Annotated in this window: 21 protein-coding genes; 12 read left to right on the top strand and 9 right to left on the bottom strand. The window is 64.2% G+C overall.

The genetic code is table 11. The features are described from left to right. The first annotated feature begins 63 nt into the window (after positions 1-63). The 3 genes from ASE61_RS07945 (at position 64) to ASE61_RS07935 (ending at position 3,362) form a co-directional block, all read left to right on the top strand. Complete coding sequence (locus ASE61_RS07945; protein WP_061966353.1) at positions 64-249, top strand: hypothetical protein; 186 nt, start codon at positions 64-66, stop codon at positions 247-249. A gap of 134 nt (positions 250-383) precedes the next feature. Then, positions 384-2,684: a PAS domain S-box protein gene (locus ASE61_RS26890; protein WP_200959612.1), complete on the top strand. Its 2,301-nt coding sequence runs from the start codon at positions 384-386 to the stop codon at positions 2,682-2,684. Positions 2,685-2,801: 117 nt separating this feature from the next. Further along, positions 2,802-3,362 (top strand): DNA-3-methyladenine glycosylase, encoded by a 561-nt coding sequence (locus tag ASE61_RS07935; RefSeq protein WP_061966352.1) that lies wholly within the window; start codon positions 2,802-2,804, stop codon positions 3,360-3,362. Positions 3,363-3,364: 2 nt separating this feature from the next. Here the strand turns inward: ASE61_RS07935 and ASE61_RS07930 are convergent, their stop codons facing one another. The 5 genes from ASE61_RS07930 to ASE61_RS07910 all read right to left on the bottom strand — a co-directional run bounded on the left by ASE61_RS07930 (position 3,365) and on the right by ASE61_RS07910 (position 5,463). Further along, positions 3,365-3,718, bottom strand: coding sequence for a hypothetical protein (locus ASE61_RS07930; protein WP_061966351.1), 354 nt, complete (start codon positions 3,716-3,718; stop codon positions 3,365-3,367). 28 nt (positions 3,719-3,746) lie between these two features. Beyond that, entirely contained in the window at positions 3,747-3,953 is a 207-nt protein-coding gene (locus ASE61_RS26970; RefSeq protein WP_082617299.1) for a hypothetical protein, read from the bottom strand. A 571-nt stretch (positions 3,954-4,524) separates the two neighbouring features. Beyond that, a complete protein-coding gene (locus tag ASE61_RS07920; RefSeq protein WP_156407016.1) occupies positions 4,525-4,776 on the bottom strand; it encodes a hypothetical protein in 252 nt (83 codons plus the stop codon). 148 nt (positions 4,777-4,924) lie between these two features. Continuing rightward, positions 4,925-5,239, bottom strand: a complete 315-nt coding sequence (locus ASE61_RS07915) for an acyl carrier protein (protein WP_061966348.1) — start codon at positions 5,237-5,239, stop codon at positions 4,925-4,927. Positions 5,240-5,250: 11 nt separating this feature from the next. Next, positions 5,251-5,463 (bottom strand): hypothetical protein, encoded by a 213-nt coding sequence (locus ASE61_RS07910; RefSeq protein WP_061966347.1) that lies wholly within the window; start codon positions 5,461-5,463, stop codon positions 5,251-5,253. 436 nt (positions 5,464-5,899) lie between these two features. Here ASE61_RS07910 and ASE61_RS07905 point away from each other — a divergent pair, with 436 nt between their 5' ends. Together ASE61_RS07905 and glgX (ASE61_RS07900) are read left to right on the top strand one after the other, a co-directional pair. Continuing rightward, entirely contained in the window at positions 5,900-8,365 is a 2,466-nt protein-coding gene (locus ASE61_RS07905; RefSeq protein WP_061966397.1) for a glycogen/starch/alpha-glucan phosphorylase, read from the top strand. Positions 8,366-8,390: 25 nt separating this feature from the next. Continuing rightward, complete coding sequence (gene glgX, locus ASE61_RS07900; RefSeq protein WP_413813529.1) at positions 8,391-10,334, top strand: glycogen debranching protein GlgX; 1,944 nt, start codon at positions 8,391-8,393, stop codon at positions 10,332-10,334. Here the strand turns inward: glgX (ASE61_RS07900) and glgX (ASE61_RS07895) are convergent, their stop codons facing one another. After that, a complete protein-coding gene (gene glgX, locus ASE61_RS07895) occupies positions 10,335-12,407 on the bottom strand; it encodes a glycogen debranching protein GlgX (protein ID WP_061966345.1) in 2,073 nt (690 codons plus the stop codon). A 220-nt stretch (positions 12,408-12,627) separates the two neighbouring features. Between glgX (ASE61_RS07895) and glgA the strand changes: the two genes are divergently transcribed. Continuing rightward, positions 12,628-14,160 (top strand): glycogen synthase GlgA, encoded by a 1,533-nt coding sequence (gene glgA / locus ASE61_RS07890; RefSeq protein WP_082617290.1) that lies wholly within the window; start codon positions 12,628-12,630, stop codon positions 14,158-14,160. A gap of 53 nt (positions 14,161-14,213) precedes the next feature. On the opposite strand, the gene ASE61_RS07885 is transcribed toward glgA, so the two are convergent. Next, positions 14,214-14,477 (bottom strand): DUF2934 domain-containing protein, encoded by a 264-nt coding sequence (locus tag ASE61_RS07885; protein WP_162260080.1) that lies wholly within the window; start codon positions 14,475-14,477, stop codon positions 14,214-14,216. Positions 14,478-14,664: 187 nt separating this feature from the next. Between ASE61_RS07885 and glgB the strand changes: the two genes are divergently transcribed. Next, positions 14,665-16,875, top strand: coding sequence for a 1,4-alpha-glucan branching protein GlgB (glgB, locus tag ASE61_RS07880; RefSeq protein ID WP_061966343.1), 2,211 nt, complete (start codon positions 14,665-14,667; stop codon positions 16,873-16,875). After that, complete coding sequence (gene malQ, locus ASE61_RS07875) at positions 16,872-18,914, top strand: 4-alpha-glucanotransferase (protein ID WP_061966342.1); 2,043 nt, start codon at positions 16,872-16,874, stop codon at positions 18,912-18,914. Before glgB ends, malQ begins: the two co-directional genes overlap by 4 nt. A gap of 4 nt (positions 18,915-18,918) precedes the next feature. On the opposite strand, the gene ASE61_RS07870 is transcribed toward malQ, so the two are convergent. Then, positions 18,919-19,122, bottom strand: coding sequence for a hypothetical protein (locus ASE61_RS07870; RefSeq protein WP_061966341.1), 204 nt, complete (start codon positions 19,120-19,122; stop codon positions 18,919-18,921). A 178-nt stretch (positions 19,123-19,300) separates the two neighbouring features. On the opposite strand from ASE61_RS07870, the gene treY reads away from it, so the two are divergent. After that, positions 19,301-21,865, top strand: a complete 2,565-nt coding sequence (treY, locus tag ASE61_RS07865) for a malto-oligosyltrehalose synthase (protein ID WP_061966395.1) — start codon at positions 19,301-19,303, stop codon at positions 21,863-21,865. A gap of 13 nt (positions 21,866-21,878) precedes the next feature. On the opposite strand, the gene treZ is transcribed toward treY, so the two are convergent. After that, entirely contained in the window at positions 21,879-23,831 is a 1,953-nt protein-coding gene (treZ, locus tag ASE61_RS07860; RefSeq protein WP_156407015.1) for a malto-oligosyltrehalose trehalohydrolase, read from the bottom strand. Between treZ and ASE61_RS07855 the strand changes: the two genes are divergently transcribed. Genes ASE61_RS07855 through ASE61_RS07845 form a run of 3 tightly spaced genes read left to right on the top strand, consistent with a single transcriptional unit; the run spans position 23,816 to position 25,834 of the window. Beyond that, positions 23,816-24,319, top strand: coding sequence for a ferritin-like domain-containing protein (locus tag ASE61_RS07855; RefSeq protein ID WP_061966339.1), 504 nt, complete (start codon positions 23,816-23,818; stop codon positions 24,317-24,319). The two genes, treZ and ASE61_RS07855, sit on opposite strands and share 16 nt — an antisense overlap. 53 nt (positions 24,320-24,372) lie before the next feature. Next, positions 24,373-25,143 (top strand): Crp/Fnr family transcriptional regulator, encoded by a 771-nt coding sequence (locus ASE61_RS07850; RefSeq protein ID WP_061966338.1) that lies wholly within the window; start codon positions 24,373-24,375, stop codon positions 25,141-25,143. Further along, on the top strand, positions 25,136-25,834 hold the full coding sequence (locus ASE61_RS07845; protein WP_061966337.1) for an HWE histidine kinase domain-containing protein: 699 nt from the start codon (positions 25,136-25,138) through the stop codon (positions 25,832-25,834). Before ASE61_RS07850 ends, ASE61_RS07845 begins: the two co-directional genes overlap by 8 nt. Positions 25,835-25,859 lie beyond the last annotated feature (25 nt).

Below are 25,859 nucleotides of genomic sequence, written 5' to 3'. Positions count from 1 at the left end.
GGCGTCCTGTCTCTGGAGCGCTGAGGGGGGCGATGACGATTCATTTGAGTGGAGACCACCAGCATGGCCAATGGCAATAGCGAGGCACTCAACGACCAGATCGCTCTCCTGCGCCGGCAGGTTTCGGATTTGACCCAACTCGCGGCGGCCGCCTCCGGAGCGGCGCAGGAAGAAAACCTGCAGGAGCAGATCAACGCCAAGCAGGATCATCTCAACGAGCTCCTGAAGCTGCGTGGCGATGCGGGCTAGCGATACGATCGCGATCGACGACGGTTCCACTCCCTGCTGGCCATGCTGGCGTGCAGGGACCGATGAGCGACTGCTGATGCGAAACCCGCCGGGTTCAGGTAGGATGGCTCATCCGCAGCGGAGACATCGTCCGCATGGATAAGCCGATCGCACATCGCCAAGGTTTCCCCGACAGCTTCACGGCAAGCTTGGTCGCGCTCATGCCTGCGGCGGTCTATATTTGCGATGCTGCCGGCCGCCTCACCTTTTTCAACCGGAAAGCCGTCGAGATCTGGGGACGCGAGCCGCCGCTTGGGGACGATCAGGAACGATATTGCGGTTCGTTTCGCATGTGGACGCCGGACGGCCACCTGCTGAGGCATGAGGACTGCCCCATGGCGGATGCGCTGCGGGATGGCCTAGCGGGGCGCGATCTGGAGGTGGTGATCGAGCAGCCGGACGGCACGCGCCTGATCGCCAACGTGAATATTGACCCGATCTTTGACGATGCCGGCAACATAACGGGCGCAATCAACGTCTTCGTGGACGTTACGGATCGCAAGCGCAACGAGGCGCTGCTGGCGAGCCAGCGAGAGGCTCTCGAATGCGCCTTGAACGGAGAGCCTCTCACGGCATCATTAGGCATTTTGGGAGGTGCGGTAACAGCTCAGTACGGTTGCGGCACCCGCTTCGCGATTTATCTCGCTAATGACGAGAGAACGTCGCTCCGGCACGTCGTCGGCATGTCGGAGGACTATGCCGCGGCCGTGGATGGCTTCCTGATCGGGCAGGATTCGCTCGCCTGCGGCCTTGCAACCGCCACAGGCGAAGCGGTTCTGACGTCCGATGTCGAGGAGGAAATGCGCTGGAAGCCATGGCGCGAGATGGCCCGTCGCTTCCAGTATCGCGGCTGCTGGAGCTTTCCGATCCATTCCCGCAAAGGGGAATTTGTCGGCACGTTCGCTCTTTACTGGCCGCAGCCGGCAAAAGCGGGCTCCTCGGATATCGAGGTTGCAAACCTCGTCACCAACACGGCCGGCATCATCATCGGCCGCGACCTCGAAGCGAGGCATCGCAGGGCTGCCGAAGCGTCGCTTCGCGAAAGCGAGGAGCGCTTCCAGCAGCTAGGCGCCTCCTCTTCGGATGCCATCTGGGTCAGAAATGCCCATAGCTGGGACTTTGAATATGTCAGCCCGGCAGTGCAGACGATCTATGGCGTCACCCCGCAGGCTGTGCTCGCCGACGCCAGGCTGCTCAACGCCCTGATTATCCCTGAAGAACGTGATGAAGCTTCGAGGAATGTCGAGCGCGTCAGCGCTGGCGAGGTCGTCGTCCAGGAATACCGTATTCAGCGGGCGGGCGACCTCGCGTTTCGCTGGATCCGAAGCACCGGATTTCCGCTTTACGGTGGCGACGGTGACATCCAGCGCATCGGCTCGATTGCGCAGGACATTACCGAAGCGAAACTTGCGGCCGGACACCAGGCCACTCTGCTCCCCGAGCTCCAGCACCGCGTGCGCAATGTCCTGGCCATCGTGCGTTCGGTCACTGTGCGAACCGGCGAACGAGCCTCAAGCGTGCAGGATTACACCGACATCCTCTCTGGCCGGCTCCTGGCCCTGGCGCGGGTCCAGGCCCTCCTCACACGCGGCGCCAATCTCAGCGTGAATATCAGAGATGTCGTTCATGACGAGGTCAGCGTGCAGGCACAGCACGAGGGGCAGTATCGGATCGAAGGGCCGGACATTTCCCTCTCTCCCAAAGCGGCGGAGATCCTGACGCTGGCGGTTCATGAGCTGGGCACCAACGCCATGAAGTACGGCGCCCTGTCCGTAGCCGACGGGAGGGTCAAGGTGGAATGGGCCACCTTCGTCAAACGCGGCATCCCCTGGCTCCGCTTCGTATGGACGGAAAGCGGATCAACCGCAGCGCCAGTCGCCGCGGCAACAGTGCCGCGACGACGAGGATTTGGCCGCGAGCTGATCGAAGCTCGCGTACCCTACGAACTAGGCGGGCAGGGGAGCGTTGTCATCGAAGTAGGCAAAGTGCAGTGCCATCTGGAGTTTCCGCTGGCTGACGGCGCGAGCGTCTTCGAGACGGGAGCGCCGCAGAGATTGACCGTATTTGGAGGAGCACTCGACATGACGGGGGCACCAGATCTCCACGGTTACCGTATTCTGATCGTGGAGGACGAGTACTACATCGCCACCGATACTGCGCGCGCACTTCAGGGGGCCGGCGCGACGGTTATCGGTCCTTGCGGAAACGAAATGGCGGCTCAGGCGGAATTGGCCATGCAAACGCCGGATGCCGTGGTCCTTGATATCAATCTCGGTCATGGTGCGTCGTTCAAGCTCGCCGAGCATCTGCAGGAAAACGGCATTCCTTCGTTTTTGTCACCGGCTACGACGCCGATATCATTCCTCCCGACTTCGCAGGCGTCGAGAGGCTGGTGAAACCGCTGCAACTTCGGCAAGTCGTGGGAGCGATTTCGCGCTTGCTGCAGGCAACAGTCTGACGCACCAAAACGACGATCGCCGTTGCAGGCTTCGCCCTCGGCGCAGAGAGACAGGATGCTTGGAATTTCCACGGGGCTGTCGACGCTGAATGCGCTCGAACTCGCCCCTCGCCTCATCGGTATGGAGCTTCTCGTCGAAGGCGTGGGTGGGACGATCGTCGAAACCGAGGCCTATCTCGCCGACGACCCCGCCTCGCATAGCTTCCGCGGGCCGACGAGGACCAACGCGGCAATGTTTGGCCCTGCCTGGCATGCTTACGTCTACCGGTCCTATGGCCTTCACTGGTGCTTCAACATCGTGGCGACCGGGAATGGCGCAGTGCTGATCCGGTCGCTGGAGCCGCGACACGGCATCGAGATCATGCGGACCCGCCGCGGCGCGATGATCCAGCTTTGCAACGGCCCGGGCCGGCTGACGCAGGCGCTCGGCTTGTCCGGCATTCATGACGGGAAGAGCCTCGACCTGCCTCCGTTCGCCCTCATCGAGCGTCCTTGCGAGCCCGGCATCATCTGTGGTCCGCGGATCGGGATCTCGAAGGCGGCCGATTATCCCTGGCGCTTCGGGCTTGCCGGCTCACGCTTCCTGAGCCGACCCTTCGCTCCCATGAGCGGATAATTCTATCGCTTCGGCCTGACCAGGCGTTTCAGCCGCGCGATGTTCACCTTAACCCACTCTCTCCGTGGCGCCTTGAGACGCCCGGCGGGGATTCGCTCGACGATATAGCGCCGTTCGATACTGATCTTTGCCGGCGCGATCATCCGGGACGCGTCGTCTATCGCCGCATCGAAAGCGCGGTGAGCATCTTCCAGATCGCGGAAATCGCCGATCAAGGTCGAAGCAGGGAGCTGCGCCGGTTGACCGGCGATCAGGAGCATATTCGACCAGCCGCGCGCAAAGGCAGCTTCAACGAAGCGCGCGCGAGGCTCCCCGGGCGTCGTCTCGATGTCGAAGGTCGCAATAAAATGCTTCATATCGCAGGTTTGCCTGACCGGGATACGTCTAGCGCTTTTCGCAATGTTCAAGCGTCAAGGCATTCCGCGCGGCTCTCGCAGCTTTGCTCATCTCCCGCAATTGCTGCATCAGAACGGGACCTTCGATCTGGCTAGAGTTGTATCCCTCTTCCTGAAGTCTTCGCCGAAGTTCCCGGATTTTCTGGAAGCCACCTGTTCTCGCCAGCTCGAAAGCACGCTCGAGTACCGTTTTCATCATCATTCCTGCGCCTTGATACGCAAGCTAGGCTATGCTCCAGCTCCTCCAACGCATTAACGTATGTTACCGGCTTCGGAGCCGCTCGCTTGAGGTCATATGTTCCGCGACTGGAACCGATCTCATCGATGGAACGTTGAGCAGGCGGAATTCACGGTAGCGCTCGTCGCATCGGCGAGCAAAGGGCTGGAAGCCCACAAAACCCCGCCGGCAACCCGGCGGGGTTTTGTATGTGGCGCGTGTCCCTTGCCTAATCCCCGCACCGCGACAGTATCCTCCCGTCTGGCAAGGCGAAACGGCACTGATCTTCATAGTGAACCGGAGTTCCGTCCTCGAGGGTATATGAAGTCAATGGGGAGCCCGGCCAATCGCGCCAGACGACGACATGGTACAGCATGCCGTCTTCGTCCCGGCACCGCTCGGTGTAGAGCACGCGCTTGACGGGACTCGGACGTCGCGTCGGACCAGGCTCCCTCCAGATTGCGACCATGGCGGCACCTCACGCAACGCATCGATTACGCCGTCAACCCGCCGCGACGAAGCCGAGTTCCACTTCGTTCGAGTACTCTCCTCACGCAGCGGTCGGCAAAACGCGTCCGGTCACAGCCAGATATCGGTCGCTGGAATGCATGACCGCAACCACGAGGTCGCTACCGTCCTCGCATTCGAGATTCAGCAAACCAAGCAAGGCTGCCGGGTCGAGGTCGCCGGTGTTGCAGAGCAAATAGCCCCCACGTGTGTCGCCGAAATCGTTGCTGAACTGAAAACTGATGGGAAGCCTGCGACCATCGCGCAGGATCAAAGAGCCTTTTCCGCTATGCATGACAGGTCTCCGACTGGGCAGCGTCAATGCGCACCGCCAGCGGTCATTTCCAAGGATCGGCATGGAGACAACTGCCTGACCATTGACGCGCATTCTCAGGCGGAGCGCACTAACATACGCTAGCCGCGCCAACACTCCGGCCACAGCGCTACGCCGGAGGTTTTCCGAGGCCGCTTTCCTGCGGCAATTCCGATGCCGACTTAGCCGCGATGCGCCCCACGATCAGATCGACGAGTTGCCGGACGCTGCGGCAGGCTTTCATCTCGTCATCCGGAACCATGTCGCAATCGAACTCCCGTTCGACCGCATTCCCGATCAAGGTGAGGTCGTCCAGCGACAGCCCGAGATCGGCTTCCAGCGATGCGCCAGGATCGAGCCGCTCGGGATGAACGAGACCTTCGGTCGCAATGATCTCGACGAGGCGTTTGACGAGAGCCGCTTCGTCCGCGCTGAGATCGCCCATCTCAGCCTCGGCTAGTGCAACGCGTCGGCATTGGATCGCTCCCACGACAGGATGGCTTTGACCAAAGCGGCAAGCTCCATGGCTTCGGCGGTCCCTTCCGGGTAATCGGACAACTGGCGCGCCCGCGCCGCCGCCGCCGCGTATTGCTCACGATCTTCGATTGCGACCGGGCGCCCGCGCCGGGCGCTCCGCTTGCCCCCTGCGATAATCGGCTCGATCGTCATGACGGGACCTCCTCTGTGCACCCCGGCGCAACCGGCTTCGAGGCGGCATGGTTCCGTCATCCTCGCGGCAAGCGTCGACTTCGCAATATTCAGCCCGCTGGCGGCTTCCCGCCATTCCAGGCCGCGCGCTCGGCCTCAGGCGTGAGTTGAACTCCGGTGCCCTCGCGCCGGGCGAACCGCTGGGCCGCCTCCATCGTCTCTCCGATGTCACTCATGGGTCGCACCGGTCACGTCCGGAACGGCCCAATTCGTTCCCATCCGAAGACGGGCAGCGTTTGAGCAATTTCAGAGGTTTCCGGATCCCGACAGGTGGGAACGCCGGACTATTCCGCTTGTTCCTTGGTCCCCGTGCATCCCGGGCGTGTCAGGCCAAGCCTTGATGTGGCCACCGCATTACGAGATCGTGCCCATGCGGATTCCAGCCTGGGACTTTCCTTTGTCAGCTCTTTCTCGCGAGACCTCTGTTCATTACGAGCCCGACGAGCAGGTCGAGCGCATCAAGGCGGAGGTGGTGCGCAAGCTCACCTACTCGCTCGGTAAAAGCCCAGCGGTCGCGCAGCCCCATGACTGGCTGACAGCAGCGATCCTCGCGGCTCGCGATCACGTCATCGACGTCTGGCAGAAATCGACCAGGGAAAGCTACACCACTGGCAGGAAGCGCGTCTATTACCTCTCCCTGGAGTTTTTGATCGGGCGCTCACTCGCCGACGCGCTGAACAATCTCGGCCTGACCGTTTCCATGGCGCAGGCACTGCGCGAACTCGGTGTCGACCTGGCCGGGATCGAGAATCTCGAACCTGACGCCGCCCTCGGCAATGGCGGCCTGGGCCGCCTCGCCGCCTGCTACATGGAAGCCATGGCCTCGACCGGCGTGCCGGCGCTCGGCTACGGCATCCGCTACGATCACGGTCTGTTCAAGCAGCGCATCGATGGCGGACGGCAGATCGAGGTTCCCGAGGACTGGCTGTCCTTCCGCAATCCATGGGAGTTCGAACGACGCGAGAGCGCCTACAAGATCGGCTTTGGCGGTACCGTGGCTGCGGGCGGGAAGCCCGGGCAGGTGTTCTGGGCGCCGGAGGAGACCATCTTCGCCGTCGCCTATGATACGCCTGTCGTCGGCTGGCAGGGGCGCGACGCCAACACCTTGCGGCTTTGGCGCGCAAGGGCGATGCATCCCCTGTCGCTGGATGCCTTCAATCAAGGCGATCTGGTCGGGGCTGTCGCCGAGCGCAACCGCGCCGAAGCGATCTCGAAGGTGCTCTATCCCAACGACTCGACCCCGGTCGGGCAGGAATTGCGCCTGCGACAGGAGTTCTTCTTCACCTCCGCCTCGCTTCAGGATCTGGTCCGACGCCACCATCGTCAGTTCGGAACGCTAAACAACCTCGCAGAAAAGGCCGCAATCCAACTCAACGACACCCATCCCTCGCTTGCGGTCGCAGAGCTCATGCGGTTGCTGATCGATGAGCATGAGGTCGAATGGGAGCGAGCCTGGGAGATCACGACGGCGACGATCTCCTACACCAACCACACGCTGCTGCCGGAAGCGCTGGAGACCTGGCCGGTCGCCCTGATGGAGCGGCTCCTGCCGCGCCATATGCAGATCATCTTCGGCATCAATGCCCGCTTCCTTGACGGCGTCCGCCGCGACGCGCCCGATGCCGACCTCTCCGCGCTTTCACTGATCGACGAATATCACGGGCGACGGGTCCGGATGGCGCATCTCGCCTTTGTCGGCTCGCACAAGGTCAATGGCGTCTCCGCGCTACATTCCAACCTGATGAAGGAAACGGTGTTCGCACCACTGCATCATGTCTTCCCGGACCGGATCACGAATGTCACCAACGGCATCACGCCGCGCCGCTGGCTTCTCAACGCGAATCCGGGTCTGACGAACCTCCTCAAGGAAACTTGCGGGGAGAGGGTCACGGATGATGTCGGGTTGATCCGCCAGTTCGGCACACACGCCGACGACACGATAGTCCACGACCGGCTGGCAGCAATCCGGCGCGAGAACAAGCTCAGGCTCGCGACAATCATCCGTCAGGACTGCGGCGTCATCGTTGATCCAGCCGCTCTCTTCGACGTGCAGATCAAGCGCATCCACGAATACAAGCGCCAATTGCTCAACATCCTCGAGACGATCGCGCTCTACGACGCCATTCGATCCGAGCCCTATCGCGACTGGGCTCCGCGCGTGAAGATATTCGCCGGTAAGGCCGCGTCGAACTACGTGACCGCAAAATCGATCATCAACCTCATCAATGATGTCGCCGCCGTGGTGAACAACGACATCACGACGCGAGACCGGCTCAAAGTGGTGTTCCTGCCGAACTATAATGTCAGCCTCGCCGAGACGATCATCCCGTCCGCCGATCTGTCCGAACAGATATCGACGGCCGGCATGGAGGCGTCCGGCACCGGCAATATGAAATTCGCGCTGAACGGAGCCATCACCATCGGCACGCTCGACGGCGCCAACATCGAGATCGGCGAGCGTGTCGGGGCCGACAATATCGCAATCTTCGGCATGACGGCGGAAGAGGTCGAGGCGGCGCGACGCGATCCCCGCCCGAGCGCCGACATCATCCATGCCTCGGCTCATCTCGAAGGCGTGCTCGATGCGGTCGCCGGCGGCGCCTACTCCCCCCGCGATCGCGACCGCTATGCCGGGCTCGTGGAAGGCCTCCTCGCCAACGACTGGTTCATGGTGCTCAACGATTTCGAGAGCTACCGCCTCACCCAGCGGCGAATCGACAGCCTGTGGGCGGATCAGGCGCGGTGGTGGCACATGTCCGTGAACAATACGGCCCATTGCGCCTGGTTCAGCGCCGACCGCGCCATCCGCGAATATGCGCAGCGTATCTGGAATCTGCCCGCCGCGGCACCGGGAGAAGGCTGAGGCGTTGGCTCCGATGCAGCGGATCATTCCCTGCGCGCGCCCGCTAAGCATCGGTGCGTCCCTTGTGGACGACGGAGTCTGCTTCGCAGTCTTCTCGCGCCACGGCACCCGCGTCTTCGTCTGCCTTTTCGACGAGGCCGGCGAGACGGAACTGGCATCGCTGCCGCTGCCTTGCCGTGATGGCGACATCCATTATGGCTTGCTGGAGGGTGCCGGCGCGGGGATGCGCTACGGCCTGCGCGTCGAGGGGCCATGGCAGCCCGAGCGGGGCCATCGGTTCGACCCGACGAAGCTGCTCGTCGACCCCTATGCGACGCTGATCGATCGCCCCTTCCGCTGGGATCCGGCGCTCGCCCGCCATGGCGCGGAAACAGCGGCGCTCGTGCCGCGCTGCATCGTGCAGCCCCTCCCCGTCCCCGGCGAGGTCCGGGCTTCCGAAGCGACGCCGCCGACCTTCCTCTACGAGCTCGGCGTCCGATCCTTCAGCATGCGCCACCCGGCCGTCCCGCCGCCCTTGCGGGGAACACTTGTCGCCCTGCGTGAACCATCCGTCATCGCGCATCTGCAGAGGCTCGGCGTCAGCCATGTCGAGCTGATGCCGGTCGCAGCCTGGATGGACGAGCGCCACTTGCCGCCGCTCGGGCTCGCCAATGCTTGGGGCTACAATCCCGTTAACTTCTTCGCGCTCGACCCGCGGCTCGCGCCTGGCGGGCCGGTCGATCTTGCAGCACTCTGCGCCGCCTATGCCGAGGCAGGCATCGGCGTGATCCTCGACATCGTGCTGAACCACACAGCCGAAAGCGATGAATTCGGCGGCACGGTCAGCCTGCGCGGCCTCGACAATGCCGTCTATTACCGCCATGCCGCCGACGATCCCGCCCGCCTCGTCAACGATACCGGCTGCGGCCATACGCTGGCGCTCAATCGCGCTCCGGTGCTGCGTCTGGCGATGGACGCAATGCGGCACTGGCTGCGCCTCGGCATCGCCGGCTTCCGCTTCGATCTCGGCACGGTGATGGGACGCACAGAGACCGGATTTACGCCCGATGCACCGCTTTTCGGCGCCATCCTGCAGGATCCGGAACTCGCGCACGCCATCCTGATCGCCGAGCCCTGGGATATCGGCCCTGGCGGCTATCGCCTCGGCGATTTCCCCGCTCCTTTCGCCGAATGGAACGGGCGCTATCGCGACGACATTCGCCGTTACTGGCGCGGCGATGCCGGGATGGCCGGCGCGCTGGCGACGCGGTTGGCCGGCTCGTCGGACCTCTTCGCCAACAAACATCGCGGCCCGCAAGCCAGCATCAATTTCATCGCCGCCCATGACGGCTTCACGCTGCGCGACCTCGTCTCTTACGAGCGCAAGCACAACGAGGCCAATGGCGAGGAGAACCGCGATGGCGACAATGACAGCCATAGCTGGAACGGCGGCATCGAAGGCCCAACGCGCGACGCATCGATCGAAGCCGCGCGCGGTCGCGACGTCCGCGCGCTGCTCGCGACACTCTTCCTGTCGCGCGGTATTCCGATGTTGACGGCGGGCGACGAGTTCGGGCGGACCCAGCACGGCAACAACAATGCCTACGCACAGGACAATCCGACCTCCTGGCTGGACTGGGAGCGGGCCGACGATGAACTGACCGCCCTGGTCGCGGCGCTCGCCGCACTGCGTCGTCGGCACCCGCTTCTAGCCGCCGATACCTTTCTGACCGGCACGGGAGAGCCGCCGGATGCGCGCTGGCTGAAAGCCGACGCGACAGCGATCGCCGATCAGGACTGGGCCGGTCTCGATGCCTTCTGCTTGCTGCTGCACGGCGCCACAGAGAGCCTGCTGATCGCGCTCAACCGTAGTATGCATGCGGCCGCGATGACGCTTCCCGCCGGCCGATGGGAGCAGATATTCACCTCCGACGGCCGAATGGAGGGCATGCTGCCCGCCCGCAGCGTCACACTGTGGCGGAAAGTCTGATCACATCAGCATGATCAAGGACCGCGGCGAAAGTGAGATTTCCTGGTCCGCCTTCAGTCCCTTGCGGCCCTCGTCCGAATTCGGGCCGGTCTCCGTATCCAGCACGACCGACCACGAACCGGACTTCACCCGCGGCGGTATCTTGAACACGACCTCGCCGTCAAAGGCGTTGAACAGGATCAGGGCCTCGTCGCCGCCGGCCTCGACATCCGGCATATGCATCAGCAGGCCAATCGCGAGCACGCCGGGATCGTCCCAGTGCTCTTCCTGTTGATCGCCTCCAGCCGGGTTGACCCAGCGCAGCAGGCAGCCGTCGCGGAAGGACGCCCGCCTAAAGATCGGGTGCTCGTTGCGCAAGGCGATGACGCGCTGGACGAAGCCGGCGAGCGCCTCGTCGCGCCGCGTGATCTCGTCCCAGCGCATCCAGGCAGTCTCGTTGTCCTGGGCGTAGACATTGTTGTTGCCGCGGTTGGAATGACCGTGCTCGTCGCCGGCAAGCAGCATCGGCGTGCCATGGGACAAGAGCAGCGTCGCCAGCAGATTGCGCTTCTGCCGCTGACGCACCGCAAGGATGCCTTCGTCCTCAGTCGATCCCTCGGCGCCGTGGTTGAAGGACAGGTTATGGCCGTGGCCGTCCTTGTTATCCTCGCCGTTCGCCTCGTTGTGCTTGTCGTTGTAGGAGACGAGGTCCGCCAGGGTGAAGCCGTCATGAGCGGTGATGAAGTTCACGCTGGCCCAGGGCCGGCGGCCGCGCTGGTCATAGACATCGCCCGATCCGGTGATGCGGGCAGCGAGGTCGCGGATGATGCCCACTTCGCCCTTCCAATAGGCACGGATCGTGTCGCGGTACTTGTCGTTCCACTCAGCCCAGCCTGGCGGGAAGCCGCCGACCTGATAGCCGCCTGGCCCGATATCCCAGGGCTCGCCAACAAGCTTGACCTTGCGCAGGACGGGGTCTTGCCCAATCGCGTCGAAGAAGCCGCCGCGTGGATCGAAGCCGTGCGGCTCACGGCCAAGAATGGTGCCGAGGTCAAAGCGGAAGCCATCGACCTCCATCACCTCGACCCAGTAGCGCAGCGAGTCCATCACCATCTGGAGCACGCGCGGATGGGACGTGTTGACCGTATTCCCGGTACCGGTGTCGTTGACATAGTAGCGCGGCTCGCCCGGCATCGTCCGGTAATAGGAGAAGTTGTCGATCCCCTTGAACGACAGCGTCGGGCCGAGCTCGTTCCCCTCGGCCGTGTGGTTGTAGACGACGTCCAGGACGACCTCGAGCCCCGCATCGTGGAAGCGGCGGACCATGTCGCGGAACGAGGAAAGGCCGGCCCGCCCGAGATAGCGCTGCATCGGCGCGAAAAAGCCGATCGTGTTGTAGCCCCAGTAGTTGGACAGGCCCTTGGCGACGAGGTGATGGTCGTCGAGATAGGCATGCACGGGCAGGAGCTCGACGGTGCTGACTCCAAGGCTCTTGATGTAGTCGATCACGGCCGGCTCGGCGAGGCCGTCGAAGGTGCCGCGGCGGGCTTCGGGCACAGCTGGGTGCAGTTGCGTGAAGCCGCGCACATGCGTCTCGTAGAAGATGGTCCGGTCCCAGCCGAGACCGGGCGCGCCGGGACGCTGCGGATCGGCTTGCCAGTCCACAACAACGCATTTCGGCATGTAGGACGCGCTGTCGAGTTCGCTGAAGCTGAGATCGCGGTCTTCCCCGGCACCAATCTCGTAGCCGTAATGCGCATCGTTCCAGTCGACCGCTCCTGAAAACTCCCGCGCATACGGATCCAGCAGAAGCTTGTTCGGGTTGAAGCGATGCCCCTCCTCCGGGGCGAACCGGCCATGGACGCGATAGCCGTAGCGCTGCCCTGGCCCCACGCCCGGCAGGTAGCCGTGGAAGATCTCGTCCGTGTATTCCGGCAAAGTGATGCGCGCAGTCTCGTTCTCTCCACTCTCGTCGAACAGGCACAACTCGACGCGCTCGGCATGAGCCGAGAACAGGGCGAAGTTGGTTCCCTCGCCATCGAACACAGCGCCGAGTTCGGAAGCCCGGCCGGCCTTGATCTCAAAACCCGCCATGTCTTGCTCCCGCCATGTCACAGCACCTTCGTGTCCAGCGTGCAGAAAGGACTATCGTCGCTGCGAGGCTGCCTCGCTTCCGTCGCGATGGCAGCAACGTGCTGCAGCAACAGCAGTTCCGGACCGCTGGCCCCGATCTTGCCTGAAATATTTCGCTGCGAGGCAGGAACTCGGGGATCGGCGGACCTGTTGTGCTTCGCGGGATGCCAAGGGCGTGACGATGACAAATGTTTTGAAGCTGGCTGAAATCGCAGGCGCCCCCGCTACGTCAGGCCACGCTTTGCATTATGCCCCCGCCGTCAAGGACGACATCGCCGACCAGCCATCACCGATCGCCGCGACCACAAAACTGCTGTTCGTGACGTCCGAGATGGGCGACTTCATCAAGGCCGGCGGCCTTGGCGAGGTCTCGACGGCGCTGCCCCGCCAACTTCGCAAGTTCTGCGAGGTGCGCGTCCTGCTGCCCGGCTTTCGCCAGGTCCGCAAGGCCAAACCCGCCATGGACGTCGTCCGGCAGATGCCACGCGTCGCCGGCCTGCCGCCATGGTCGCTCGGCCGTTTCACCACGAGCGACGGCCTGATCGTCTACACCGTGCTTTGCGACGAGCTCTATGATCGCGACGGCTCGCCCTATGGGCCCTTCGGTGGAGGCGATTTCGGTGACAACGATGTCCGCTTCGGGCGGCTCTCGCTCGCCGCCGCAGAGATCGCCGCCGGCGAGGCCGACCCGAACTGGAAGCCGGACGTCGTCCATGTCAACGACTGGCCGTCTGCTCTCGCGCCCGGCTACATGCGCTGGAAGGGGCTGGAGACGCCCTCGATCCTGACGATCCACAATCTCGCTTATCAGGGCCTGTATCATCCGCAGCGCATGCGGCTACTGGGCATTCCCGATCAAGCTTTCGACATCAACGGCTCAGAATTTCACGGCAAAATCTCGTTCCTGAAGAGCGGCATCTTCTATGGCTCGCATGTCACCACCGTTAGCGAGACCTATGCCAACGAGATCACCACGGCCGAGCACGGCTGCGGCCTCGATGGTCTCCTCAAGACGCGAATGGGGGAAGGCAGGTTGACCGGCATCGTCAACGGCATCGACGACAGCTGGAATGCGCTGATCGAAGGCGGCCGCTCCGGAGACCAGATCATCCGGCAGTGGAAGCGGCGGAACGCCGCAGACATTCGCCGGACATTCGACCTGCCGGAGTCGCGGGGCCCGCTCTTCTCGATCGTCTCCCGTCTGGTCCATCAGAAGGGCATAGATCTATCGTTGGAGGCTGCCGAGACGATCGTGGCGCAGGGCGGCCAGCTCGTTGTGACGGGACGCGGCGAGCCGCGCATCGAGGAAGCCGTCGAGAAGCTGGCGCGCCGATATCCCCGCGCCGTCGCTGCGCGGATCGGCTTCGACGACGGCGAAGCCCGCCGTCTGTTCGCCGCCAGCGATTTCCTGCTGATGCCCTCGCGCTTCGAGCCATGCGGTCTCAGTCAGATGTATGCGCAGCGCTCCGGCGCGCTGCCGATCGCCTATCGGACGGGCGGCCTGGTCGATACGATCGAAGACGGATTGTCGGGCTTCCTGTTCTCCAATCTGACGGGCGCCGGCTTGACTGGGGCCGTCGCCCGCGCGCTCGAAGCCTTCCGCTCCAAGCGCGCGTTCCGGCAGATGCGGGACCATGCCATGGCGAAGCGCTTCGACTGGCGCCGGCCCAGCTTCCGCTATGCAGATGTCTATGCCCGCGCGCTCGCCGCCTGATCATGGTGATCAGGCCGAACACGACGCACGCAGCATCTTCGGCAGGACAGCACTCAGCCCTTGGCCTTCGGGGCGGATTTCCGCGCGCCCGCATTCCCGGTCGCCGCCTTCTTGACCGGAACCGTCGCCTTCGGCTTGTCGTCCACGGTCGCCGAAACCCTGCCCTTGGCAGGCTTCCCTGCCTTGCCGGTTTTACCGGTGCTGGCCGTGACCCGCTCCTCGGCGAGGCGCCAGTGCTCGGCATCGCGGCCCTCGGGCTTACCTTCGGCTTCCCAGATCGCGTAGGCGGCATCGCGGACGATCTGTTCCCGGCTCATCATCTATCTCCTCGAAAGGCGGCTGAAGCACGCTGGATGAACTGCATGCCGTATAGTTGGTTCCGACAGATGATCTCGCATGTTCGCGATGGCGGCGAAGCGGAACGCGGAGCCCTTCTGTTGCGTTGCATCATGGCCGATTCCGCAGCCCGGGCGAAACGCCTCTCGTTCTCGGAATAGCCCGCTTATGCGCCAGTCTGCATCTTCTCTGCCCGCCTTGGCCCAGCATGATCTGGTGTTGCTGGAGGAAGGGCGCCATCCCGACCCCTTCGCCGTTCTCGGCCGACATGGCTTCGCCGGCGGCAGCTTCGTGCGCGCCTTCCTGCCCGGCTGCAACTATGCCGAACTCGTCACCGGAGAGGGTGAGGAGCGCAACGCGGTGCCGATGGTCACGAACGGTGACGGCGTCTTCCAGGCGCCTGCGCCGGCCGATATCCCCTACCGCCTCCGCATCTCCTGGCCGGATGGCATCGTCGAGGCGGCTGACCCCTATGCCTTCGGTCTGTCGCTGTCCGAGGACGATATCTATCTCTTCGCCGAGGGGCGGCATTTCGACCTCGCGACACGGCTCGGCGCGAATCCGCGCAGCTTCGACGGCATCGACGGCGTGCTTTTCGCCGTCTGGGCGCCCAATGCCTCCCAGGTGGCCGTTGTCGGCAATTTCAACGGCTGGGACGTCCGCCGCCACCCTATGCGCCGCCGGCTCGGACCGGGTATCTGGGAGCTGTTCATTCCCGGCATCGGCCCGGGCGCCGTTTACAAATACGCGATCACCGGGTCGAACGGCGAAAAGCTCCCCTGGAAGGCCGACCCGCTTGGCCGCCGGCACGAGGAACCGCCGCGCACCGGCTCGATCGTCTCCGCCGCCCCCGATTTCGAATGGGACGACGCCGGATGGCTGAAGAGACGCGAGCGGGCCAATCCGATGGCGGAGCCGCTCGCCATCTACGAGGTTCATGTCGGCTCATGGCTCAGGACGGAATGGGGCAGGATGGGCAGTTGGGAAGAGGCCTGCGACAGGCTGATCCCCTATCTCGAATACATGGGCTTCAGCCATGTCGAGCTCCTGCCGATCACCGAGCATCCCTTCGGCGGCTCATGGGGCTATCAGCCGCTCGGCCTCTTCGCTCCGACCGCGAGGCTCGGACCGCCCGAATCCTTCGCCCGCTTCGTCGACCGCTGCCATGCCGCCGGCATCGGCGTGATCCTGGACTGGGTGCCGGCCCATTTCCCCTCGGACGAGCATGGCCTCGCCCGCTTCGACGGCACGGCTCTCTACGAGCATGAGGACCCTCGCCAGGGCTTCCATCGCGACTGGAACACGCTGATCTACAATGTCGGCCGGCGCGAGGTCCGCGGCTTCCTGATCGCATCGGCGCTATGGTGGTTGGAGACTTTCCATCTCGATGGCCTGCGCGTCGATGCGGTCGCTTCCATGCTTTATCGAGACTACAGCCGCGAGCCTGGAGAATGGGTGCCGAACCATCTCGGCGGTCGCGAGAACCTAGAGGCGATCTCCTTCTTCCAGGAACTCAACACCCTGGTCGGCGCACGCGGGCGCGGCGCCATCACGATCGCAGAGGAATCGACGGCCTGGCCTGGCGTCACCGCGCCGGTCCATCACGGCGGACTCGGCTTCCATTTCAAATGGAACATGGGCTGGATGCACGACACCCTGCGCTATTTCGTGCGGGACCCGATCCATCGCGGCTATCACGGCGACGACGTCACCTTCGGATTGATCTACGCCTTCTCCGAGAACTTCGTCCTGCCGATCTCGCATGATGAAGTGGTCCACGGCAAAGGCTCGCTCATCTCCCGGATGCCCGGCGACGACTGGCAGCGTTTCGCCAATCTGCGGCTGTGCCTCTCCTTGATGTGGACCCATCCGGGCAAGAAGCTGCTCTTCATGGGCTGCGAGTTCGGCCAGGAGGAAGAATGGAATGTCGATGCGCCCTTCCCCTGGCCTGCCGACGACGACGTTCGCCGACGCGGCACAATGCAGCTCGTGCGCGATCTCAATGCCGTCTATCGCGGACACCCCGCGCTTCACCGCCTCGACCATCAGGCGGAAGGTTTCGGCTGGGTGATCGCGGACGATCAGGCCAACGCCGTCTTCGCCTTCACGCGCTCGGCCGGCGACGGCAGGCCCCCGCTGCTGGTGATCGCAAACATGACGCCGGTGCCGCGCCACGACTATCGCGTCGGCGTCGCAGCCGCGGGGCTTTGGGCAGAGCGGCTCAATAGCGATGCCGAAATCTACGGAGGTTCCGGGCTCGGCAATGGCGGTCAGGCTGCGACGACGCCCCTCGCTTCCCACGGGCAAGCACAATCGCTTTCGCTGACCCTTCCGCCGCTCGCGCTTCTGGTGCTGGAGCATGCCGGAGCGGGCGAATGACCGACGACATCTTGCGCCAGCTCGCTGCCCGCGCCGGCATCGCGCCCGAATGGACCGACCAGACCGGCGCCTTGCGACAAGTCTCGCCGGACAGTCTGCGCGCGATCCTGCTCGCGCTCGGCCTGCCCAGCGACACCACCGGAGCTCTGCGCAATTCGCTCGCCGCCGTCGAGGCGCTTCCGCTATCGGGCTCCGCGCGTTTCCTGACCGCCCGCGTGGGGCAGCCGATTGACCTGCCCGCGACCGGCAATGACGCCGGCGAATTCGAAGCCGAACTGGAGAACGGCACTCGCCGCATTCTCAAGGCAGAACGAGCGAGCGATCGCCTCGTTCTGCCGGCCTTCGACGCGCCCGGCTATCACACCCTCCATGTTGGCGAAGAGGCTATCACGCTCGCCGTCGCCCCGGCGCGCTGCGTCACCTTTGCCGATCTGTCGGGAGGCCGGACGGGCTGGGGTCTGGCCGCGCAGATCTATTCCCTGCGCAGCGACGGCGACGGCGGGATCGGCAATTTCGCCGGCGTGGCCGCGCTCGGCCGGGCGACGGCCCGTCTCGGCGCCGATACCCTGGCGATCAGTCCGGTCCATGCCCTCTATGGCACCCTGCCCGGTCAGTTCAGCCCCTACTCGCCCTCGACCCGGCTCTTCTACAACCCGCTCCATGCCGATCCCGCCGCGGCTCTGCCCGACGCCCTGATCCGCGACGTCATCTCGCGCGAGGGATTGGCGGCAGAGATGGAGCGGCTCTCCGGCCTCGACCGGATCGACTGGCTCGCCGCGACGCCGCTCCGGCACCGCTTCCTGCGTGCGCTCTTCGATCGGCTGGACCAAGCCGGAGAAAGCCGGGCCGCCTTCGAACGCCATGCCGCGGAAGCCTCGCCGCTGCTGCGCTCCCACGCGATCTTCGAAGTCCTGCACGCGGCCGAGCTCGCGCGCGATCCCACGTTGCGCTCCTGGCGGAACTGGCAGCCCAGCTATCGCGATCCGGACAGTCCACAGGTGGCGGCTTTCGCAGAAGCCCATGCCGACGACGTCCGCTACCAGCTCTTCCTGCAATGGCTGACGAGTCTGTCCTATGGCGACGCCCAGCGCGCCTGCCGGGAGTCCGGCATGACCGTCGGGCTCATCGCCGATCTCGCCATCGGCATGGACGGCGCCGGCAGCCACGCCTGGAGCCGTCAGGACGAGATCCTGCACGGGCTGAGCATCGGAGCGCCGCCGGACTATTACGCGGCCGATGGCCAGAACTGGGCGCTGACCACCTTCTCGCCGCGCGGTCTCGCGGCCAGCGGCTATGCGCCCTTCATCGAGACCTTGCGGGCTAGCCTGCGTCATGTCGGCGGGATCCGGATCGACCACGTCATGGGGATGAGCCGGCTCTGGCTGGTCCCGGAAGGCGCTGGTGCGCTCGACGGCGCCTATGTCAGCTTTCCCTCCGAGACGCTGTTCCGCCTGATCGCGCTCGAATCGTGGCGCCATCGCGCCATCGTCATCGGCGAAGATCTCGGAACCCTGCCCTATGGCTTCCGCGACTACCTGCGCGAGCAGGGCGTGGCGGGGCTGCGCGTCCTGCGCTTCGAACGTTCCCAGTATGGCTATATCGGGCCATCGGATTGGGATCGCGATGCGGTGGCTCTGACCAGCACCCATGACCTCGTGCCGACTGCCGGCTGGTGGGCGGGTTCCGATCTCGACGCGCCGGGTGAGACAGTCGAAGCCGAGAATGTCAGGGCCTGGGATCGCGGCGTGCTCTGGGGCGCATTCAGGGATGCCGGGCTGGCGGAAGGCGAGCGGCCGCCGCCGGAGGAAACCGCCCCTGTCGTCGATGCAGCGATCCGCTATGTCGCGGCGTCGCCCTGCACCCTGAAGATCGTGCCGATCGAGGATGCCCTCGGCCTGCGCGTACAGCCCAATGTCCCCGGCACGACTGTCGAGAAGCCGAACTGGCGCCACCGTCTGGAAGGCAACGCCGCCTGGGTGCTCGATGGCGAGGGTCTCCGCGACCGATTGGCGCCGCTGGGAGACAACCGCTCAAATTGATCATTCAGGCGTGAGACGGCCTGGCGACACCTGGCGGCCGCCGATACAGATCCAGCGTTTCCGTAACGCAGCGGTAATGCTCGATAGCATCGCGCAAGGCAGCGCTCTCGATCTCGTCTGAGGAGCCGGGCGTGCATGCGCCCAGCATCTTCAGGCGGGATTGCGCGCGCAGCATGTCGATCGGGGAACGGATCGGAGCAACTTGCATGGTTCACCTCCGGCGGCTGAACGCGCCTCGATATGCCGGGTTCCGCAGACGAGCTGCGATGTTCCGACGCATCCTTTTCTGAGCCTGGGCGTGATCGCCAGGCTGCGAAACCCAAAGCCTCGAAAGCGCGTTGGATTGGCGGCGGCTGCTCGGATCGGCCGGCGGAAACGGGGGTATCGTGACGCAGGCCTATTCGGTGCTGGCGACCTATCGGCTGCAGTTCCACAAAGACTTTCCCTTCGCGCGCGGCGCGGCGCTGGCCGGATACCTGCGCAGGCTTGGGATCAGCCATGCCTATGCTTCGCCGATCCTGGCCGCCCGCGCCGGCTCGCTGCATGGCTACGACGTCATCAGCTATGACGAGGTCAACCCGGAGCTCGGTGGGATGGACGGGTTCCTGTCTATGGCCGAGGCGCTTCGCGCCGAAGGGATCGGCATCGTCCTCGACATCGTGCCGAACCATGTCGCCGTCGGCGGCGACGACAATGCGATGTGGCTCGACCTGCTCAAGAACGGGCGCGGCAGTCGCTATGCAGACTGGTTCGACATCGACTTCGACGATGCCGATCCGCTACTCGAAGGACGGATCCACGCGCCTTTCCTCGGGGAACCCTTCGAGGAGGCACTTGCCGCTGGGAAGATCATGCTGGAGGAGGATCCCCAGCGGAGTGGTTTCGCCCTGCGCTATGGCGAGCATCTCTTTCCGATCCGGCCGGAGGATGACGCCGAGCTGCGCGGTTACTTCCCAGAGGCCCGGCGCGATCCTGACGCCCTGCGTGCTCTGATCGAACGACAGCATTTTCATCTGGACTACTGGCGCAATGCCGGCGACCGGCTCAACTGGCGTCGCTTCTTCGATATCACCCAGCTTGCCGGCATGCGGATGGAGCGACGGGACGCGTTCGAGGCGGCCCATCGCCTTGCCTTCTCGCTTTACGAAGGGGGCTGGATCGACGGCCTGCGTATCGATCATGTCGACGGCTTGGCCGATCCTGCCGGCTATTGCAGGGCTCTGCGAGCCCGTCTCTCGGCGCTGGCACCGCGACGCCCGGACTGGGCTGCACCCGGTCCAGCCTGGATCGTGGTCGAGAAAATCCTGGCATCCGGCGAGGCACTTCCCTCGGACTGGCAAACCGATGGAACGACGGGCTACGACTTCATGGATCAGGCCAGCGCGGTTCTGCATGCAGCAGATGAAGAGAACAGGCTCGGCCTGTTCTGGTCAGAGCTCAGCGGCCGGCCCGCTAACTTCGACGACGAGGAAATCGCGGCACGCCGCGAGATGCTGGACCATGCTTTCGACGGGCAGCTTGAAGCGATTACGGGCCGCCTGATGATGCTTTCCCAGGCTGCAGGCCGCGAGGCCGACATCCCTCGCGGCGCGATGAAGCGGGCCCTCGCAGCTATCACCTGCCACATGCGTTGCTATCGCACCTATCTGACCGGCGGCTGCGCCCCGGAAGATCCCGGTTCCGGCTTCAACGAGGCTGTGGCCGCCGCACGCGCGCAACCGCAGGCCGAGTTGCTCGCGATCGACTTCATCGAGGCCGTTTTGACCGGAATGGAGATGACTTTAGAACCGCGTGCCAGGCGCGCGGTGATCCGGCGCTTCAACCAGCTGACCTCGCCGCTCGCCGCCCGCAGCGTCGAGGATACGGCCTTCTATCGTTATGGACGGCTGCTCTCTCGCAACGATGTCGGCTTCGATGCTGCGCGGTTGACACTGCCCGTCGAAGAATTCCATCGGGCGATGGCCGAGCGGGCTCATCTCCAGCCTGCCGCCATGCTCGCCTTGTCGACGCACGATCACAAGCGCGGCGCCGACGTCCGCGCCCGCCTCGCGACGGTCAGCCGGGACCCGCAGTCCTGGATGGACGAGGTGCAAGGCTGGTTTGCAATCAACGCGACGATCCGGCCGGACGGCTTGGACCGGGGCGACGAATACATGCTCTACCAGATGCTCATCGGCACATGGCCGGCTAATGGGATCGCCGGTGACTACGCCGACCGCATCGGTGGGTGGTGGCGCAAGGCCTTGCGCGAGGCAAAGCTGCGCACCGGCTGGGCCGCGCCCAATCAGGCCTATGAACAGCTCGCCGAGGATTTCCTGCATGCCCTCCTCGACCCGCGCGGCAACCGGGGCTTCCACGATACGCTCAAGCGCTATCTCGCGCAGATCGGCCCGGCCGGCGCTCTCAATGGTCTCGCGCAGACCGTGCTCCAGTGCACCGCTCCAGGCGTCCCGGATATCTACCAGGGCAGCGAGTTCTGGGACCTGAGCATGGTCGACCCGGACAACCGGCGCCCCGTGGACTTCGCGGTGCGTGAGTCGGCGCTATTGCAGGGCATCGATGAAGATCGCCTCCGCGCCGCCTGGAAAGACGGCTGGATCAAGCAATATCTTCTGCACCGGCTCCTGACTGCGTGGCGGCGCCATCCCGCATTGTTCAAGCGCGGCAGCTATCACCCTCTTTCCGTGAGAGGGCCAAGGGCCGGCGACGCGATCGCATTCTGCCGCGAAACAGAGGAAGCGGTGCTCGCGGTCGTCTTGCCGATCGGCTGTGCAGCGGCGGATGTCGATGAAGCGCTTTCTCTGTGCGGGGAACGGTGGGGCGATACCGGCGTCACATTGCCGGCTTCGGCCTCGCACTGGGAGCCGCTCCTCGGGCCACCGGCTTCGGAGAGACAGGTAAAGCTCGCGGATCGGGGGCTCGGCTGCCGCGTGCTGCTGGGCCATCGCTGAGCAGGTAACCGCCCTACGACAGGAAGGCGCGGAACGACCTGGGCCCGAGGCGCAGGCCGTCCGCTCCATTTTCCACCTCGCCCAGAGCGAAGATCGCCGCGCCGTCCGCCAGGCCACCGGCCACAGCATCGTCGCCGAAATTCGCCATGAGCGTCAAAATCCCTCCACCAAGGGCCCAGGATGCGCGAACCGCGGATGGGCCGAGTGCTGCCGCGCCCGTGCTGCGACAGCCGTCGAGATGAGGGGCGACCCGGTCGCGCCTGAGCATGATGAGCTGCCGGTAGAAAGCCCTCCATCCCGCGCCATCGTCGGCGGCGACAGGCTTGCTGGCAGCGAAGGTTGCCGCGGCATTGGGATCGAAAAGCGGTCGCTCCCCTTCGGGATCGACATGGGCGAATTCGTGCCTGCGACCTTCCCTGACAGCTTGGGCGAGCTCCTCGTGATGATCGGTGAAATACAGGAAGGGAGCGCGGCTGCCCGCCTCCTCGCCCATGAAGATCAGGGGGATTTGTGGGGTCAGCAGCAGCAGCGCGACGGCGACCCTGACCGCGGCCGGATCGGCCAAAGCCAGCAAGCGTTCGCCGAACAGGCGGTTGCCGATCTGGTCATGGTTCTGCAGGCAGTTGACGAAGCGAGTGGGCGTCAAATGTGCGCTCGGCCGCCCGCGTGGCTCGCCGCTGAAGGAAGCGGTCTCGCCCTGGAACGCGAAGCCTTCCGCCAGCACACGCGCAAGATGGCGGGCCGGTTCGGTGGCGAAGCTGCCGTAATAGGTGGTGGCCTCGCCCGTCAGCAGGACATGGACGGCGTGATGGAAATCGTCGTTCCACTGCGCGTCGAAATGCGAGAGCAACCGGGAGTCGTTGGCATCGTTCTCAACAACGAGCTGGATATCGCGCTCCGCCGGGATGGCATTGCGGACCTCCCGCTCGAACTCCATGAGGAAATCGAGCGAGGGAATGGCATGGACGGCGTCTAGCCGCAGCCCATCGAACCGGTATTCGTCAAGCCATTGGATCGCGCAGGCGATAAAATAAGCGCGGACCTCCGGGCGATCGAAGTCGATCGCCGCACCCCAAGGCGTATGGCTGCCGCGGCGGAAGAATTGCGGCGCATAAGCGTGCAGATAGCAGCCATCCGGGCCGAAATGATTGAAAACGACGTCGAGATGGACAGCGAGTCCGAGTTCATGCGCCTGATCGACCAGTCGCTTCAATTCGCTGGGAGATCCGTAGGCGGCGGCCGGCGCGAAAGGTAGAACGCCGTCATAACCCCATGACCGCTCGCCCGGGAAATCGGCGATGGGCATCAGCTCGACGGCCGTGACGCCCAATTCGGCGAGACGCGGCAATTCCGCGGCTATCCCTGCGAAGCCGCCGGCAAGGCCGGGATGAATTTCGTATAGTACAGTCTCACGCCAAGGCCTGCCGCACCAGCCGCCGCAGCGCCAGGAATAAGCCGAGTCAGTAAGGACGCTCCAGCCATGAACCCCGCCCTTCTGCTGGCGCGAGGCGGGGTCCGGGAAGGTCAGCCCGTCCGGAGAGCGATAGCGGTAACGGGTTCCGAACGGCAGATCGGCGCGGTGCTCGAACCAGCCGCCGCCGGTCGCGGCCATCGGAAGGCTAACCGGTTCTCCGTCGATGTCGATCGAAACCGTCGCGAGCGCGGGCGCCCATAACCTGAACGTCGCAGCCGAGCCAGTCCTCCAGGCGCCGAAGCGAAAGATCCCCGTCATCGACAAGTATCGCGTCGGGGACGCCGGTATCTGCACGCCATGCCTATTCCCTGCCGTCGCCATCTGTTGTGCCGGGTCGCAAACCGGCAACGCACCTCCGAAGTTCCGGCTTTTTCTCGTAATTTGTACGCATTGGAACAATCGGCGCGGGACAAAGGGAACGCCTGCGGCGCCGTCCCGTTTTGTGGGAATACGCAACCCCAAAACGGGAGATGACGATGGGTTGGTTTTCAAAGGACATCGCAACGATGGACGACCTCTTCGTCCACACGCTTCAGGACATCTATTATGCGGAGAACCAGATCAGGAAGTCGCTTCCCGACATGATCGCGAAGGCGACGAACTCCGAGCTGAAAAGCGGGTTCGAAACGCACCTTCGTCAGACCGACGGGCATATCGACCGGCTCAAACAGGTCTTTCGCCTGCACGGCGCGGAGGAAAAGGGGGTCACCTGTCCCGCGATCGACGGCATTCTCGAAGAAGCCAGCGATATTGCCGGAGACGTGGCCGACAAGCAGGTGCTGGATGCCGCATTGATCGCCGCCGCACAGGCCGTCGAGCATTACGAGATCACGCGCTACGGCACCCTGGTTGCCTGGGCCAAGCAACTCGGCCGCGAGGATTGCGCCTCCCTCCTCCAGCAGACGCTCGATGAGGAGGACGCCACCGACAAGAAGCTGTCGAAGCTCGCCCTAAGCGGCGTCAATCGAAAAGCGGCCTGAGCGAGCCGACAACGACCCGCCACTGTACGGCTCCGTACAGTGGCGGAACGCTCATGCCATTCGATCGTTTTGCGCTGATGGCGGAGCATCATGACTTTTTTCTAAGAAAGCTCAGTCTCGGCACCGAGCTGTCGCCGGAAGACCGTTCCGCGCTGGTCGGGCTTTGCACGCCCGCTCGGCGGGTCGAGCCGCGGACTGATCTCGCAGACGAGGGCAGCCCACGCGGCGGCCTCATCCTGGTTCTGAGCGGCTGGGCCTGCCGCTATCGCGTTCTGGCAAATGGCAATCGCCAAATCACGGGCCTCCTGCTTCCGGGCGATTTTTCTCAGCCTTTCGGCATCACGCCGCAGAGATGGTCCTGCTCGCTGATGGCTCTGACGCCAGCCACGGTCTGCGAGCTTTCGCCGCGAGCGCTACGCTCTCTTGCCCTGGCTCACCCAACCATCGAGGATGCCCTTTGGCTTGACCTTTATCTTGAGCGTGACTTCGCCAGCGAACTTATCGTCAGTCTCGGCCGGCGTAGTGCGAGCCAACGCCTCGCCTGCATGCTGTGCGAGATTTACTCCAGATTGAAAGCCGTCGGGTTGGTCGATGAACGGAGTTTCGACCTGCCGGTCACACAAGCCGATCTGGCGGACCTGCTGGGATTATCGGCCGTCCACATCAATAGATCGCTCATGGATCTGCGTCGGCGCCGGCTCATCACCTGGCATGGCCGTCGCTTCGAAATCCTACGCCTGCACGAACTGCTCGATCTTGCCCAGGTCGAACCGGTTTATTCTGCTTCCTTGTTGTCCGGGACCCCGGAGGTAGCTCATGGATGAACGGGTCCTACAGGAAGAAATTCAGCGGTTGCGCGTCGACAACAGACGCCTCCGCCGCCTGCTGGAAGCTGCCAACGCGCCGGCCGAGCTACGCCACCGTATGCGCTCGACCATCGCACTGTTGCTGCAGGTCATAAGGCAGTCGGCCCATCGCGCAACGAGCATCGACAGCTATGTTGCGCATCTCGCCGAGCGCGTCGAAGCCATCTCCCGAGCTCAGGCTGCTGCCGACGATCAGGGCTCGATCGACCTGCATTCGCTCCTGTCGGAGGAGCTGACCCGGTTTCGTGTGCTGGAAGGCGAGCGACTGGAGCTCTCAGGGCCCGCCGTGCGCTTCAATGCCAGGCCAGGACAGAGCATCGCTCTTGCGTTTCATGAACTCGCGCTCAATGCCATCGAACACGGCCCCCTGGGCTTGGATGACGGAAGACTCCGTATCCGATGGCATTTTGAAGACAAATCGCAGCACCATGTGCTTGTGCTGGAATGGCAGGAAAGCGGCGCTGAATCATGCCCATCGTCGGAAGCAGGTTTCGGAACACAGACTTTGACAGCAATGCTGTTTCACGAACTCGGGGCGCAGACCTCGCTATTCCATCATGAGCGCGGCACATCCTGCACGATCCGAATTCCATGGAACGAGGGACTGGGCTCGGTTCTCGACGAACAGCTCGTGCCGTTGTTCCGTTGATCGCCGCGACCGGCGATCCGGCGCA

Source organism: Allobosea sp. Root670, from assembly GCF_001429415.1.
Classification (GTDB): Bacteria; Pseudomonadota; Alphaproteobacteria; order Rhizobiales; family Beijerinckiaceae; genus Allobosea; species Allobosea robiniae.
Note: the sequence above shows the minus strand (reverse complement) of the source record. Positions and strands in the feature narration are given on the sequence as shown.